Source organism: Rhodococcus sp. ACS1 (assembly GCF_002300155.1).
In the GTDB taxonomy this organism is placed as follows: Bacteria; Actinomycetota; Actinomycetes; order Mycobacteriales; family Mycobacteriaceae; genus Rhodococcus_F; species Rhodococcus_F koreensis.
Genome location: NZ_NSDZ01000002.1, coordinates 666,194 through 680,580, shown reverse-complemented (window position 1 = coordinate 680,580; position 14,387 = coordinate 666,194). Strand labels below are relative to the sequence as shown.

At 66.3% G+C, this 14,387-nt stretch carries 15 protein-coding genes and 1 pseudogene; 7 read left to right on the top strand and 9 right to left on the bottom strand.

What is annotated here, in order from left to right:
- Positions 1 to 4 precede the first annotated feature (4 nt).
- Positions 5 to 1,534, bottom strand: a complete 1,530-nt coding sequence (tnpB, locus tag CJ179_RS10320) for an IS607 family element RNA-guided endonuclease TnpB (protein ID WP_095861370.1) — start codon at positions 1,532 to 1,534, stop codon at positions 5 to 7.
- A 617-nt stretch (positions 1,535 to 2,151) separates the two neighbouring features.
- On the opposite strand from tnpB, the gene CJ179_RS10315 reads away from it, so the two are divergent.
- Positions 2,152 to 2,925: a serine aminopeptidase domain-containing protein gene (locus CJ179_RS10315; RefSeq protein WP_095861369.1), complete on the top strand. Its 774-nt coding sequence runs from the start codon at positions 2,152 to 2,154 to the stop codon at positions 2,923 to 2,925.
- A 39-nt stretch (positions 2,926 to 2,964) separates the two neighbouring features.
- On the opposite strand, the gene CJ179_RS52655 is transcribed toward CJ179_RS10315, so the two are convergent.
- Positions 2,965 to 3,090 carry a hypothetical protein gene (locus CJ179_RS52655; protein WP_255314952.1) on the bottom strand — a complete coding sequence of 42 codons (126 nt, stop codon included), beginning with the start codon at positions 3,088 to 3,090 and terminating at the stop codon, positions 2,965 to 2,967.
- A 138-nt stretch (positions 3,091 to 3,228) separates the two neighbouring features.
- Here CJ179_RS52655 and CJ179_RS10310 point away from each other — a divergent pair, with 138 nt between their 5' ends.
- Complete coding sequence (locus CJ179_RS10310) at positions 3,229 to 3,525, top strand: SelT/SelW/SelH family protein (RefSeq protein ID WP_072937524.1); 297 nt, start codon at positions 3,229 to 3,231, stop codon at positions 3,523 to 3,525.
- A 2-nt stretch (positions 3,526 to 3,527) separates the two neighbouring features.
- On the opposite strand, the gene CJ179_RS10305 is transcribed toward CJ179_RS10310, so the two are convergent.
- A complete protein-coding gene (locus CJ179_RS10305; protein ID WP_072937523.1) occupies positions 3,528 to 4,919 on the bottom strand; it encodes a wax ester/triacylglycerol synthase family O-acyltransferase in 1,392 nt (463 codons plus the stop codon).
- Between the two features lie 335 nt (positions 4,920 to 5,254).
- On the opposite strand from CJ179_RS10305, the gene CJ179_RS10300 reads away from it, so the two are divergent.
- Positions 5,255 to 5,926, top strand: a complete 672-nt coding sequence (locus CJ179_RS10300) for a type 1 glutamine amidotransferase (RefSeq protein WP_095861368.1) — start codon at positions 5,255 to 5,257, stop codon at positions 5,924 to 5,926.
- A 95-nt stretch (positions 5,927 to 6,021) separates the two neighbouring features.
- A complete protein-coding gene (locus CJ179_RS10295) occupies positions 6,022 to 6,426 on the top strand; it encodes a VOC family protein (RefSeq protein WP_095861367.1) in 405 nt (134 codons plus the stop codon).
- A 3-nt stretch (positions 6,427 to 6,429) separates the two neighbouring features.
- On the opposite strand, the gene CJ179_RS10290 is transcribed toward CJ179_RS10295, so the two are convergent.
- From CJ179_RS10290 to CJ179_RS10280, 3 genes are all read right to left on the bottom strand, one after another.
- On the bottom strand, positions 6,430 to 7,413 hold the full coding sequence (locus tag CJ179_RS10290) for a sigma-70 family RNA polymerase sigma factor (RefSeq protein ID WP_095861366.1): 984 nt from the start codon (positions 7,411 to 7,413) through the stop codon (positions 6,430 to 6,432).
- A gap of 61 nt (positions 7,414 to 7,474) precedes the next feature.
- A complete protein-coding gene (locus tag CJ179_RS10285) occupies positions 7,475 to 7,975 on the bottom strand; it encodes an SRPBCC family protein (RefSeq protein ID WP_095861365.1) in 501 nt (166 codons plus the stop codon).
- Positions 7,972 to 8,289: a helix-turn-helix transcriptional regulator gene (locus tag CJ179_RS10280; protein ID WP_174705445.1), complete on the bottom strand. Its 318-nt coding sequence runs from the start codon at positions 8,287 to 8,289 to the stop codon at positions 7,972 to 7,974. Before CJ179_RS10280 ends, CJ179_RS10285 begins: the two co-directional genes overlap by 4 nt.
- Before the next feature lie 209 nt (positions 8,290 to 8,498).
- Between CJ179_RS10280 and CJ179_RS10275 the strand changes: the two are divergent.
- Positions 8,499 to 9,911, top strand: a pseudogene (locus CJ179_RS10275) (alkaline phosphatase PhoX).
- A 32-nt stretch (positions 9,912 to 9,943) separates the two neighbouring features.
- On the opposite strand, the gene CJ179_RS10270 reads toward CJ179_RS10275, so the two are convergent.
- The 3 genes from CJ179_RS10270 to CJ179_RS10260 are packed head-to-tail and all read right to left on the bottom strand — an operon-like array spanning position 9,944 to position 12,845.
- The gene (locus tag CJ179_RS10270; RefSeq protein ID WP_095861364.1) at positions 9,944 to 10,399 is read right to left on the bottom strand and encodes a GtrA family protein; all 456 of its coding nucleotides are present in this window, start codon (positions 10,397 to 10,399) and stop codon (positions 9,944 to 9,946) included.
- A gap of 5 nt (positions 10,400 to 10,404) precedes the next feature.
- Entirely contained in the window at positions 10,405 to 12,348 is a 1,944-nt protein-coding gene (locus tag CJ179_RS10265; protein WP_095861363.1) for an MDR family MFS transporter, read from the bottom strand.
- Positions 12,345 to 12,845, bottom strand: coding sequence for a MarR family winged helix-turn-helix transcriptional regulator (locus CJ179_RS10260; protein WP_095861362.1), 501 nt, complete (start codon positions 12,843 to 12,845; stop codon positions 12,345 to 12,347). The genes CJ179_RS10265 and CJ179_RS10260 overlap by 4 nt, the downstream gene beginning before the upstream one ends.
- 117 nt (positions 12,846 to 12,962) lie before the next feature.
- On the opposite strand from CJ179_RS10260, the gene CJ179_RS10255 reads away from it, so the two are divergent.
- A complete protein-coding gene (locus CJ179_RS10255) occupies positions 12,963 to 13,370 on the top strand; it encodes a metalloregulator ArsR/SmtB family transcription factor (protein ID WP_095861361.1) in 408 nt (135 codons plus the stop codon).
- Positions 13,367 to 14,380 carry a cation diffusion facilitator family transporter gene (locus CJ179_RS10250; protein ID WP_095861360.1) on the top strand — a complete coding sequence of 338 codons (1,014 nt, stop codon included), beginning with the start codon at positions 13,367 to 13,369 and terminating at the stop codon, positions 14,378 to 14,380. Before CJ179_RS10255 ends, CJ179_RS10250 begins: the two co-directional genes overlap by 4 nt.
- Positions 14,381 to 14,387 lie beyond the last annotated feature (7 nt).

Below are 14,387 nucleotides of genomic sequence, written 5' to 3'. Positions count from 1 at the left end.
CCGTTCATCCTGAGTGTTGTTTGGTGCACTCGGCATGAGCGGCCGGGTTACCCCGGCCACGTTCACCACTATGTGGCGTTCCCGCAGCGATACCGTCTGCCCGCCGGATGGCGGGTCTTATGGTTGGTTTCTGTCGGGCGTCTTTTACGTCTCGTCCGCAACTCGCCGAAGACGCACCACCGTCAACAACCGCCGCGAGGGCAGCGAGGTTGAGGGCGGCATTGTGATCACGATCAGCGCGGAATCCGCACGAATCGCAGGTGAACACCCGAACATTGAGGGGTAGTTTGGCTTTCACTACCTGACAGTTCGAGCAGGTCTTACTCGACGGATACCAACGGTCCGCCACGTGCAGTCTTGTGCCGGTCCACTCGGTCTTGTAGGTCAGTTGTCGTCGGATCTCGGCGAGCGCCGCATCACGCAGAGCCCGGTTCAGTCCACGCTTGTAGGCGCCACCGGAGCGGGTCATCCCCGTGACATTGAGGTCTTCGACGACGACGGTGCCGACGTCCCGCACCAGTCGGGTGGTGAGTTTGTGCAGGTGATCGCGGCGCGCGTCGGCGGTGCGGGTGTGTACTGCCCTGATCTGGTCTTGGGTGCGCAGCCACCGCTGTGAGGGCTCTTGGCCGGTGAGGCGATCCGGGCCGATCTGGCGGGACGCGCGGCGCTGCAGACGACGCAACACCTTCGCGTGCTTTCGTGTGTGTTTCGGGTTGTCGATCATCTCTCCGGTCGAGAGGACCGCGAGGTGTTTCACCCCCACATCGACGCCGACCACCGAACCGTCCACACCACCATCGGCAACGGCGGAGGCACAGGTGGCGGTGGGCGGGAGTGCCCTGGCGGGGAGAGTAGTTTCGACGGAAAACGACACCTGCCACCGGCCGCGTCGATACGACACGGTCGCAGATCGGATCCGCGCCGTCCCAGCGATAGTCTTGCGGGCCAGTTTGCGGGTGGATTCGCACGTCCGGATCGCCCCGATCCGGGGCAACTGCACATGACGGCGGTCACCGCCATCGGTGACCAGCCCGAAACTGCCCGTCGTGAACCGGCACGACAGCACCGCCCGCTTACTTCGGAACCGCGGAAACCCCATCGAGCCTTTCCGTTTCCCGGACCGGGCGTCGGACCAGTTCGACAACGCGGCAGCACAGTTCGCGATCCCGGAGCTATACGCCTCCTTCGAGTTCTCTGGCCACCACACTTTCCCGGTCTCGGGGGCGACCGCGACGTCGTTCTTGACGGTGTTCCAGAATTTGCGCAGACGGTATGCGGACCACGACATCGACGGGGTCAGCTCCGCGTCGGGAACACCGTAGGACCGTTCCGCGGTCCGTTGATCGAGGTTCGCCTTGACTTGTGACAGTGCCCAGTTGTAGGCGAAACGCTGTGCCCCGCAATGCGACCGTAACGCCTCGACCTGTGCCGGGGTGGGATCGAGAACGTAGACGTACGCCCGGATCACCGTCCGAGACGGATCCGGCGCAGTGATGTCGGCAGTCCGATCCTCGAGTGCAGCAGCGGCCGTCATGGGCGGTCCGTCGCGGCGGCCACGGCAGCGGCGGCACGCCGACGTGCACGGCGCTGCCCGTTCAGGCGGGCACGCAGCGACGTCACCACCCCGGTCATGTCCCACCAGATCATCAACCACCCCCATCGTCGGCCAACGTGAGCAGAGTACGACCTTGCGCCGACAAAAACGGCCTCGATGCATTCGAACCCGAGCCTCGTCGGGCTGCTCCCGATGCTCCACCACGATCGTCGTCACGTTCTGATCGGCAAACAGCTTACGAATTTTCATGCCCTTCCCGACCCATGGCGTGCAGACCGCAGTATCTCCCACCAGGATCGTGCCCGACGGCAACTGCTGAGCTCGGACAGAAAGCGTTCCCGCATGAAACCACGCCGACGCGGTCCGGTACTTCACTCCGCTCGCTGCCGCCCAATCCCTCAACATCACGACACCAAACTCCACTAGACAGCACGAAACAATCCCACAAGCGAACGGTTGCAAACCCTCGCAACTAGGGCTCAACGCTACGAAGTATAGGAGCGTGCCGCCGGCGGTCGGCCCGACTCGGCGAAACGGGTGCCGCGTCCGAGATCGCCGCCCGGCATGTTGCGTCGTCGCTTGTTAGCGTTGGCGGTGTGACAATTCGTGCCGGCGCCGTCGAACAGGTGACGCGGCGCACGGCGCACCTCACCAGGTACGACGAGTACGCGGTGACGGTCCCGCGGTCCGGCGATCGTGCGCTGGTCGGGGTGCCGCGCGGGGTGACGCCGTCGGCAGTCGCGTACTATCTGCACGGGCGGACGGGGGACGAGAGGTCGATCGACGATCGCGCCGGACTGCGGGACGGCCTGCTAGACGCCGGATACGTGGTCGCGAGCCCGTACCTGCATGGCGACCTATGGGGTAACCGGTCGGCGCAGGACGCCGTGGTGGCGCTGGACGCGTGGGTGTCCCGGCGGTGGCCGGTGCTGCGGCGGTTCCTGATCGGCGAATCGATGGGCGGGAACGCCGCCGCCAACGCCGTGCGACTGCGCGAGGTGCCGTGGGACGGTGCCGTGTTCATCGCCCCGTCGCTGTCGCTGCGCGCGGTGTGGGAACGAGGCGAGCACGGACGCGACACCCTGCGGGACGCGTTCGACCTGTCCGCGGACGGGCACGACCTCGAATCGAAGACGGAGCACTGGGACGCCGTCCGGCACCGGCCGGGAGATTATGTGGGAGTACCCATTCGGGTGTACGCCTCGCGGGAGGACGAGGTCGCGAACATCGCCGGTGTCACGGGGCCGTGGGTCGAGATGATCCGCCGCGGCTCGGACTCGGTCGAGTTCGTCGAGGTGAGCGGCCCACACGTGTCGGAAGACCACTTCCGGGCCGCGGAGGTCGTGAAGTTCTTCGGGACGATCCGGTGAACGCGGGGAGGCCTTCGCGGCGAAGGCCTCCCCGCCCGTTCACGCCTCGGTGCGGTGCGTGGTGTCGAGACGGAAGATGTTGGTGAAGAAATCCTTGACGGCCTGGATCTTCTCGTTGGTCAGGTCGATGGCGTGGCGACGCGATTCTTCGAGCGCGGTGGGCATGGAGGCTTCCTTTCGTCGAGAGGGCACAGCATGGCGATCGACAGTCTGCCCCAACATGCTGACGCCCGCATGACGAACAGGTGTCGCGCATGCAACTCGAACAGCAAGCGGGGGAGCGTGTTCGGTTAACCTGGCACGATGACGACGAGCAGCGCAGACGGCCGGGTCGCGATCACTTACTGCACCCAGTGCCAATGGTTGTTGCGTGCAGCATGGATGGCGCAGGAACTACTCGGCACGTTCGGGCAGGAACTCGGCGAAGTCGCACTCGTCCCCGGCACCGGAGGGATCTTCCGCATCACCGTCGACGACGACCTGATCTGGGACCGCAAGGAGCAGGGCGGCTTCCCGGACATCACCGTCCTCAAGCAGTTGGTCCGCGACCGGGTGGCACCCGACCGCGACCTCGGGCACAGCGACCGGAAGACCCCCTGACGTCAGATCCCGACCGCCCGCTCCAGTGCGCGCAGTTCGTGTCCGAGCCGGGCCGGGATCGACTTCAGGTCGGGCACGGCGCTGCGGCAGCCGGTGACACCGAACGAGATGATGTCGTCGTTGCTGGTGCACGTGATGTTCAGGCCCTGGCCGTCGACGGGCACCGACAGCGGGTAGATGGCGTCGAGCCGCGCACCGTTCCAGTACAGCGGTGAGCTGGGGCCGGGAACGTTGGAGATGATGAGGTTGAACGGCGGGCGCACCCGCGAGTTGTGCCCGAACAGCATGCTCGCGCCGATCGGTGCCGCCCCGAGCGCGCTCATCGCGAGGATCTGCGTGGCGGTCATCGAGCCGTAGGCTTCCTTGCCCTCGCGCATGGAGGTCCGGATGGTCTCGAGCCGATCCGCCGGTTCGCGCAGGTGGGTGCCGAGGTTGCACATGAGCACCCCGATGTTGTTGCCGGTCGCCGCCTCGCGCTGGCTCTTCAGCGACACCGGCACCATCGCGATCAGCGGCTCGGCGGGCAGGGCGTTCTGATCCTCGAGGTAGCTGCGGAGCGCCCCCGAGGACATCGCGAGCACGACGTCGTTGATGGTGCTGTCGGACAGCTTGGCGACGAGGCGGAGACGTTCGAGCGGCCACGACTGCGCCGCGAACTGGCGGGCGCCGGTGATCGGCACGTTGAACGGAGTCTTTGGTGCGGACAGCGCGAGCGGGCCACCCTGGTCGCGGAAGGCGCGGGAGACGGTGCCGGCCAGCGCGGGCACGAGACCGGCGACCTCACCGACCGTCTCGCGGGCGGTGCGGATGGTGGAACCGGCGAGACCCGACAGGCTGAACCCCTTCGACGGCGTCCGCTGCGGGCGCGGGCCGCGCGGCTGCCACGGAGCGGGCACGTCCCGATCGTCGGAGTTCTCGCTGAGCGCGTTGCGCAGCATCTTCATGGCGGTGACGCCGTCGGCGACCGCGTGGTGGATCTTGGTGTAGACGGCGAACCGTCCGTCGCTCAGTCCCTCGATCAAGTGCATCTCCCACAGCGGGCGGCTGCGGTCGAGCAGCGATCCGTGCAGCCGTGAGCACAGGGCCATCAGCTCGGCCTCGCCGCCGGGGGCGGGCAGTGCGTCGTGCCGGATGTGGTGACCGAGGTCGATGTCGTCGACGGTCTCCCAGCTCCACTGGCCGAGCGAGGAGAAGGACCGGCGGGCCCGCTTGGCGAGCCGGGGTGTGACGATGCCGTCGCCCTCGACGAGCGCGCGGTCGAGCATCGCGCGCATGTCATAGGTGTCGGCGCCGTCCGGGAGCTGGAAGATCTCCACGCCGCCGACGTGCATCGGGTGCTCTCGGGACTCGCCGAGAAGGAACATCGAGTCGAGGGGGGACATGGGGAGCGGCATCTATTGCCCTTTCCATCCCGAAGACGACTTCCCGGATCGCAGGAGGGCTCGTCTGTGGTCTGAGGTAACGGGAGATGGTGACGTTCCGTTTGTCAGGGACCACCACCGGATAACTAATTGATATGGGACAGGTCACGAAAGCGTGACGCTCGTATTTCTACAGGTTTCCCGTGAGCCATGCCACTAGACAAGCGTCCAGTTGGGCGTCTGTCATTCGAGTGATCGACACCGAAAATGAACTCCGTGTGAACATCCCAATTTTGTGCACTCAGTGCGGAATTCGCGTTTCCGAAACTGCCTAGGGCCGAAAGTCCCTACTCGGTAAGAATTGTGGCATGACCAAGCCATGGGCAATTGTTGAACATGTGTCGTTCGAAGGACCGGCTCTCGTCGGAACTCTGCTGGCGGAGCGGGGAATTCGCTACACCGAGTACCCCACGTACCGAGCGTCGGAACTTCCGGACGTTCACGACATCGGCGGCCTCGTGGTGATGGGCGGTCCGATGGGCGCACTCGACGACGTTACCCACCCGCAACTTCCGCGAGAGCGAAACTTCATCAAAAAAATTGTGGACGCCGGTCTCCCGATGCTCGGGATCTGCCTCGGCGCGCAACTTCTCGCGGCCTCGTTCGGCAGTCCGATCCGCCGCGGGCCGAGCCCGGAGAACGGTGCGGGGACGGTGACGGTGTCCGACGACGGAACGCGCGATCCCGTGTTCGGTGCCGTCGGCGCCGAGGTGCCCGTCGTCCACTGGCACGGCGACACCTTCGACCTCCCGGACGGCGCGGTCCGGCTGGCGAGCAGCCGCCTCTACGAGAATCAGGCGTTCGCCATCGCACGCCGCGCCTACGGTCTGCAGTTCCACGTCGAACTCACCCGCGAGCAACTGCCCGTGATGCAGGCCCACATGCCGCCCGGCACCGCGCCGTCGGGGGAACACATGGACGCCGTGGAGGCCGCCGGACGGATCATGATCGGTTCGTTCCTCGACCTCGCCGAGAGCTGACAGAATCGGGCGCGCGGGCGCCGATGAGTTTTGCGCACCGCCGTGGTCTGTATCGATGACTTCCGCACTGGGCGGAACCCGAGAAGGAGAATCACATGTCCCGGATGCTCTTCGTGAACCTGCCGATCAATAACCTCGACGCGACCAAGCAGTTCTTCGGCGGACTCGGCTTCGAGTTCAACGCCACGTTCAGCGACGATTCCTGCACCGCCATGGTGATCAACGAGTCCACGTCCGTGATGCTCCTCGTCGAGTCCCGGTTCAAGGACTTCATCGAAGGCGGCATCTGCGACACCTCGAAGGCCGTCGAGGCGCTGCTGTGTATCTCGGCCGACAGCCGCGAGGAGGTCGACAGCCTGGTCGACAAGGCCCTCGCCTCCGGTGGCTCGGCGTGGGGCAAGCTCCAGGACGAGGGCTTCATGTACGGCCGCGCGTTCCGTGACCTGGACGGCCACGTCTGGGAGGTCATGTGGATGGATCCGGCCGCCGTGCCGGCGTAGGGGTCAGGCGGGCGGGGTCTCCGGCAGTCCGAACTTCTCGAACAGATCGATGTCGAAGAAGCAGACGACGTGGGAGACCCCGTCGGCCGTCACGTCCAGGACGTGCAGCTGAAACGGACGATGGACCCCGTCCTCCCCGCGCATGTACAGGCCGAGCGCCGGCTGTCCGTTCGACACCGTCGGCACCAGTCGCATGTCGCCTCGAGCCTTGGCCGGGCACTTCTCGCTGACCAGGGTGCCGATCGCGGTCCCGCCGCGGTACCAGCCCTCGAACGGCGGCATCTCCCAGACGGCGTCCTTGGTGAACAGTTCGACGATCCCGTCGATGTCGTAGTTCTCGAACGCGGCCACGTAGCGGTCGAGCAGTTCGCGTTCCTCGGGGGACTCCGGTTCGACGAGCGTGTCCGCCGACGGCGTGGCCAGTTCGAGTTGCGTCCGGGCACGCTGCAGCAGGCTGTTGACCGCCGTCGTGGTGGTGCCGAGGGCCGTCGCGACCTCCGACGCCTTCCACTGCAACACGTCGCGCAGGACGAGAACAGCGCGCTGACGTGCAGGAAGATGCTGAAGGGCCGCGATGAACGCCAACCGCACCGACTCGCGCGACGTCACGACGGTGGCGGGATCGCCGGCGTCGTCGTCGATGAGGCGGTTGGGGAGCGGCCCGAGCCACGGCACCTCGTGTCGTTCGACGAGTTCGGCGGTCGGGTCGGAGTCGGGAGCGCCCAGACCGCTCGGCAGCGGACGCTTCGACCTGTTCTGCAACGCCGTCAGGCAGGTGTTGGTGGCGATCTTGTACAGCCACGTCCGCAACGACGCCTGCTGCTGGTAGCCCTCGTATCCGCGCCACGCCCGGATGAACGTCTCCTGCATCTGGTCTTCGGCGTCGTGAAGTGAGCCCATCATGCGATAACAATGGGCGAGCAACTCGCGCCGGTAAGGGTCGGCGAGTGCGAGGAATTCCCCGTCGAGCGACTGCGCAGCCGTCATGGTTGGAGCTTACTGCGGCCATCCGACAGATGTCGGGCCCTCACGCCCGCCGACCCGGTATTCAGCCCCAGTTCACCATCGGCTGACCCGTCTCGAGCAGCGTCTTCATTCCGCTCAGCACCTCGTTCCAGCCGCCGCCCGCGCCCTCGGGTTCGTGCCTGCCCGCGACCATCTCCGCCAGGCCCGGAGCATTGGTGAGGTCGTGTGTGACAGTCAGTTTCGCGACTCCGGGCCTGCTCGACTGCACGATCTCGTAGGTCAGCGTGGTGAAACCCTCCACGTTGTCGGCGTCCATCAGCATCCGCCACGTCTGAACCAGTTTCTTCGGCGGATCGGATTCGATCACCTCGCCGTCGACGATCACGTCCGGAACGCCGGGGTATTCCTTCATCGCGTCGTCCGCGCGCGTGCGGAACGACCCGCCCGCGCGGAGGTCGTAGTCGACGAGGCCGCCGTACCCGTACTGCTGCGACCACTCGGGTTTCGTGATGGCCTCCCAGATGGCCTCCGGCGTCGCCTTGATGTAGACGGCGTAGATCTGGATCGCGTCGACGGTAGTCATTTCTCTTCCTCCAGTTCGGATTTCAGCTGAGCGAGCGCCGAGGTGTGACGCTCGGTGTACTTGTCGATCCACCGGTTGTGGATCAGCTGTATCGGCACAGGATTGAGGTAATGCAGTTTCTCCCGGCCGGAGCGGCGCGTGACGACGAGTCCCGCGTCTTCGAGCACACGCAGATGCTTCATGACACCGAATCGCGTCATCTCGACGTGCGACTCGAGTTCGGTGAGCGTCTGACCATCCTGGGCGAACAATCGGTCGAGTATCAGGCGGCGGGTCGGATCGGCCAGCGCCTTGAAGACGTGATCGTCGTCCATGGATCGAGAATAGGTGACCATTTGGTCACATGTCAACGGTTGTGCGGCTTCGCCGCCCGTGAGTACTTGTTAACCGCGGGCGGTTAAGAAGTACTCACGGGCGAAGTTCGCACTTGGTTCATTCGCCCGCCACGGTGCGTCCACGAAGCCGGGCACCGCGGTACCTACCGTCCTGAGGATCCGGTTCGTCACCATGGAGGTTTCACACAGTGTCCACTGCACCACTCAACCGCCGCGGATTCCTCGGTCGCACCGCGCTCACCGGCCTCGGTGTGGCTCTCGCCGGAAGCGTCGACGCCCTCGTTCGCCCGGCGTTCGCGTCCGCGGCACCGGGACAGGCGATCGGTTATGGACCGCTCGTGCCGGACCCGAACCGCATTCTGTCGCTCCCGGTGGGCTTTTCGTACACCGTCGTCTCCCGGTCGGGCGAGACGCAGTTGGACGGTGGCCTGCCGGTGCCGAGCGACCCCGACGCGATCGGGGTGTTCGCGCGACCCGGCGGTTCCACGCTCGTCACCAACCATGAGATCGGTAGCGACGAACCGTTCGGCGTGCCGGCGCTCGACGGATTGACGTACGACACAGGCGCGCGCGGCGGCACGACCACGACTGCGGTCGGTGCCGACGGCGCACGGCAGGGCCAGTATGTCAGCGTCGCGGGCACCGTGAACAACTGTGCGGGCGGAATCACCCCGTGGGGGACCTGGTTGACCTGAGAGGAGACGGAGGCTCGCGCGGGGGAGGGCGGGTTCCTGCTCGACCATGGCTACGTCTTCGAGGTGGACCCCGCGAGCCAGGACGCGAACAGGGGCAAAAGTCCTGTGCCGCTGAAGTTCCTGGGGCGGTACGCGCACGAGGCCGTGGCGGTGGATCCGGCGTCGAGCACCATCTACCTCACGGAGGATGCGTCGGGGCCGAACGGGCTGTACTACCGGTGGACGCCGCCGCAGGGCTTCCGGGGCGGGCCGAACGCGCTGCGCGAACTCGCCCAGTCTCCGGGCGGCGACACCGCAGGCGCACTCCAGGCGATGGCCTGCTTCCAGGGCGGAACGCACGTCCCCGACCTGTCGCAGGCCACCGAGCCGGGCACCGTGTACTCCGTGCAGTGGGTCGGTGTGCCGGACCGTGACGCGACGAGCACGTCGGTGCGCAAGCAGTTCGGGAACGACGCCGTCACCCGGAGCCGCAAGCTGGAGGGGCAGTGGTGGGGCGACGGCGGCGCCTACTTCGTCGCGAGCTACGCACGGACCAGCGACGGCAGCGTCGCCGAGCACGACGGCCAGGTGTGGTTCTTCGACCCGGCGAAACAGACGGTCACCTTGAAGACGCTGTTCGGTGTCAATCCCGATCCGGCTGTCGACACCGGAAACTACGACGGGCCCGACAACATCACGGTCTCGCCGTACGGCGGTGTGATTCTCGCGGAGGACGGCGAAGGGATCAGTCACCTCGTGGGTGTCACGGCGGAGGGGGAGCCGTTCGCGATGGCTCGGAACGAGTTGAACGACAGCGAATTCTGCGGTCCGGCATTCAGCGCCGACGGGAGGATCCTGTTCGCGAACATTCAGTCACCGGGGCTGACACTGGCGATCACCGGTCCGTGGCACCGCCCCATGCCGTGAGTACTTATTAACCACGGGCGGTTAATAAGTACTCACAGGCCGGAGGCAAAAACCCAGCCGCGGAGGGCGAGGAACCGCAGGCCGCCGACGACGGCGCTGACGGCGACGACGAGCGCGACCTGCACGAGGCCGTCGGCGCCGGGGAAGAGCGTGTGCAGGACGGCGAGCGCGAGGGAACTGACGGCCAGCCCGATCAGGGCGAGGGTCCCGCCCTCCCACTGTGCGACGAACCAGCGGACGCGATCCGCGGCGCGGAAGGTGAGCCGGCGGTGGAGTTCGTTGGCCAACACCGAACTGGTCACCACGCCGACCAGGTTGGCGACGAACGACCCGTACATGTCGAGGGTGAAGAACGCGAGAGCGTAGACCACATTGCTCGACGTGCCCACCAGGGTGAACCGGGTCAACTGAGCGAACACGCCGCCGGCCCGCCCACGTAGAGGGGGATACGTGGGCGAGCCGACGGCGTCGTGGAACTGAACGATCATCTCATTCAGCGGATGAGGGCACCGTTGCCGGTGTCCGTCACGTGACCGCCACCGAGGACGCCGGCCACTTGCTCTTCACTCAGTCCCAGCTCGCGCAGACGATCCCACACCTCGTCGAATTCGACGAGCTTGGCATTGAGATCGGTACGCAGGCGGTTGACCTCGTCGCGGATCTTCTCCGCTTCGTCGATCGCTTCCAGCGTCCGCTCCGGCTGGGGCAGGAGCATGGACAGGAGACGGTCCCGGGCGTCGGCGCTCAGCCCGGCGAAGGGCTGATGCTGATCGGCGGGGGCCTCGTGCCTGCCGCCGCGGACGTCGGACGACTGGATCGGCGCGGTGTCGGATTCGAGTGCGTACTCCGGGACGGGGGCGTACTCGGGTTCCTGGACGGGCTCCTGCTCGCTCGACAGGTCGATGGTGCGACGCAGCGGGCGGTTGGGGATCAGGATGACGGCGATCAGGGTGATGACGGCGACGACGGCGGCGATCAGGAAGATCCGCCCGGTGGCGTCACCGTATGCGGCGCGGATGACACCCTGCACGGGAGCGGGCATGGACGTCAGGTCCAGGCTTCCGCCGCCGCTGCTCGATCCGGTCGGGATGCGGAGTTTTGCGAAACCCTCGGCCGACAGGTCGGCGACGCGGGTGGCCAGCACCGAACCGAGAACCGAGACGCCGATCGCGCCACCGAAGGTCCGGAAGAACGCGACCGAGCTGGATGCCGCACCGATGTTCTGGACGCTGACGGTGTTCTGCACCGCGAGGACCAGGTTCTGCATCAGCATGCCCATGCCGAGACCGATGATCGCGATGTACGTGCCGACCAGGGTCAGGTTGGTCTCGTGATCGATGGTGCCGAGCAGTCCGAAGCCGACGATCATCAGGACGGCGCCGCCGACGACGAACGGCTTCCACTTGCCGAAGCGGGTGATGAGCTGTCCGGATCCGACCGTGCCGAGGAGCATGCCGGCGACCATCGGGATGGTGAGCACTCCGGCCATGGTGGGGGTATAGCCACGCGAGGTCTGGAAGTACTGGCCGAGGAACGTGGTGGAGCCGAACATTCCGACACCGACGGCGACGGACGCGATGATCGCGAGTCCGGTGGTCTTCTCCGTGACGATCTTGAGCGGGATGATCGGCGACTTGGCCTTGGCCTCGACGAGGATCGTCGCGGCCAGCAGGAGCACACCGGATCCGACGTACAGGGCGGTCTCACGGGAGAACCACTCGTAGTAGCCCGCCTTGCCGGCGAACGAGACCCAGATCAGCAGGATGGACACACCGGCGGTCAGCAGGAGGGCGCCGAGCCAGTCGATGGAGACGTCGTCCTTCTTCTCGGTCGCGAGGTGCAGTGTGCGCTGCAGCAGGAACAGTGCGATGACGGCGAGCGGGACGCACACGAAGAAGCACCAGCGCCAGCCGAGGGGGCTGTCGACGATGACGCCGCCCAGGATCGGACCGCCCGACATCGACACGGCCATGACGGCACCCATGTAGCCGGAGTAGCGGCCGCGTTCACGGGGCGAGACGATGGTGCCGATGATGGCGACGACGAGCGCTGTCAGGCCACCCATGCCGATGCCCTGGATGACACGCGCGGTCAGCAGGATCGGCACGTTGTGCGCGAATCCCGCGATCACCGAACCGATGACGAAGATGACGATCGCGCTCTGGACCAGGACCTTCTTGTTGAACAGGTCGGCGAGCTTGCCCCAGATGGGGGTCGAGGCGGCATTGGCGAGCAGTGCACTGGTGATGACCCAGGCGTATGCGGTCTGGGTGCCCTTCAGGTCGCCGATGATCGTCGGGAGTGCGGTGGCGACGATCGTGCTGCTCAGCAGGGCGGTGAACAGCGCTGCGAGCAGACCCGTGAGGGCTTCGAGGATTTGGCGGTGCGTCATGGCCGTCGTCTCTTCAACCGGCGGCCGAGTCTGTGTTTCGGTCATACGCTTTGTGTTCCAATCGGGTTCGAGCTCGTGACGATCCGGTGTTCTGGATCGACGAGTGTTTCCTTCAGGTGCCTGATCGAGTCGAGGGCAGTTGCTGCCTCGGTCTCGTTCCACCCCGTCAACAACTTCTGCATTCGTGCGGCACGCTGGGTTCGGAATTGTTTGACGTACGTCATTCCGACTTCCGAGACGCGTATTCGAAATGCGCGCCCGTCGGCGGGATCGGGATGGCGCGTGACGTAGCCGAACTCCACCAGGTCGGTGATCTGGCGACTGAGTGACGACTGGCCGACGCACATCTCGGTGGCCAATTCGTTCTGCCGGCATTCCCCGCGAGCCGCGAGGACGAGGAGGACCCCCGTCAGTGCGCGTGGCATGTGGCCGTCGGCTTCCGACATCAGGGCCTCCTTGAGCACTCGGCCGAAGAGGAAGACCTCGTCGATGAGCGCTTCGGTGGTGCCCAGAGATACGGAAGGCACTGACGTGATGGACATGGCAACCCCTGAAGGACGACTTACTTGATGCAAGCAACTATATACATCGTTAGTGCAAGCAAGTAAGCCATTTCGGTGTCTGGTGCATCACAAGGCGAAGTGACCTATTATCTGCGTATGAATGCAGATAAGCGCATTTGCCGGCGCAGGCTCGACGAAGACCAGGTAGGGCTGGTGGTCGAGGTCTTCCGCATGCTGGCCGATTCCACCCGGGTGCAGGTGCTGTGGCAGCTGGTGGGCGGCGAACTGTCGGTGAACGAGCTGGCCGAACGGGTCGGGAAGCCGGCGCCGTCCGTCTCGCAGCACCTCGCGAAGCTCCGGATGGCCCGCCTCGTGCACACGAGGCGGGAGGGCACCTCCATCTATTACAGCGTCGCCAACGAGCACGTGCAGCAGCTGGTGACCGACGCCGTGTTCAACGCCGAGCACGCAGGCCCCGGCATCCCCGGGCACCATCGCGCGTCGGGGGATCTGCAGGTCCTCCACGAGGGTGCGGATCTGGCCGCAGAGGAAGGTGCGTCGTGAAAGACCACGACCACGGCCACGGCCACGGCCGCGGGCACGGTCATTCGGGCGGCGTCCGCGGGGCGATCCGCGAGATCTTCGCCCCGCACAGCCACGACTCCGCGGACAGCGTCGACGACGCGCTCGAGGCCAGCGAGATCGGCATCCGGGCGGTGAAGATCAGCCTGGTGGTGCTGGGCGTCACCGCCCTGGCCCAGGTGGTCGTGGTGGTGCTGTCCGGTTCGGTCGCGCTCGCCGCCGACACGATCCACAACTTTTCGGACGCGCTGACGGCGGTCCCGCTGTGGATCGCGTTCGCCCTCGGACGGCGGGCGGCCACGCGGCGGTTCACGTACGGATACGGCCGGGCCGAAGACCTCGCCGGGTTGTTCGTCGTGGTGATGATCGCGTTGTCCGCGGTCGTCGCGGGCGTGGAGGCCATCCGGCGCCTGCTCGATCCCGTGCCCATCCAGCATCTCGGATGTGTGGCGCTCGCCGGGATCATCGGTTTCGCCGGCAACGAGTGGGTGGCGCTGTACCGCATCCGGATCGGCCGCCGGATCGGTTCCGCGGCCCTCGTGGCCGACGGACTGCACGCGCGGACCGACGGATTCACTTCTCTCGCCGTGGTATTGGGCGCAGGCGGTGTCGCGGCCGGTATTCCCCTCGCCGATCCTGTGGTGGGCCTGGTGATCACGGCCGCGATCCTGCTCGTGTTGCGGACCGCCGCCCGCGACGTGTTCCGGCGACTGATGGACGGCGTCGACCCCGGACTGGTCGACGCCGCCGAACAGGCCCTCGCCGCCGAACCGGGAGTGGTCGGGGTGCGGAGCGTGAAGATGCGCTGGATCGGGCACCGCCTGCACGCGGACGCCGAACTCGACGTCGACCCCTCGACCAGCCTCAGCGAGGCACACCGCGTCGCACACACTGCGGAACACACGCTCACCCACGCGGTCCCGAAGCTGAGCACCGCCCTTATCCACGCCTACCCGGCGCACGACGTGGAGGCGGCAGGCCGGCCGGGGTGACCCGCCG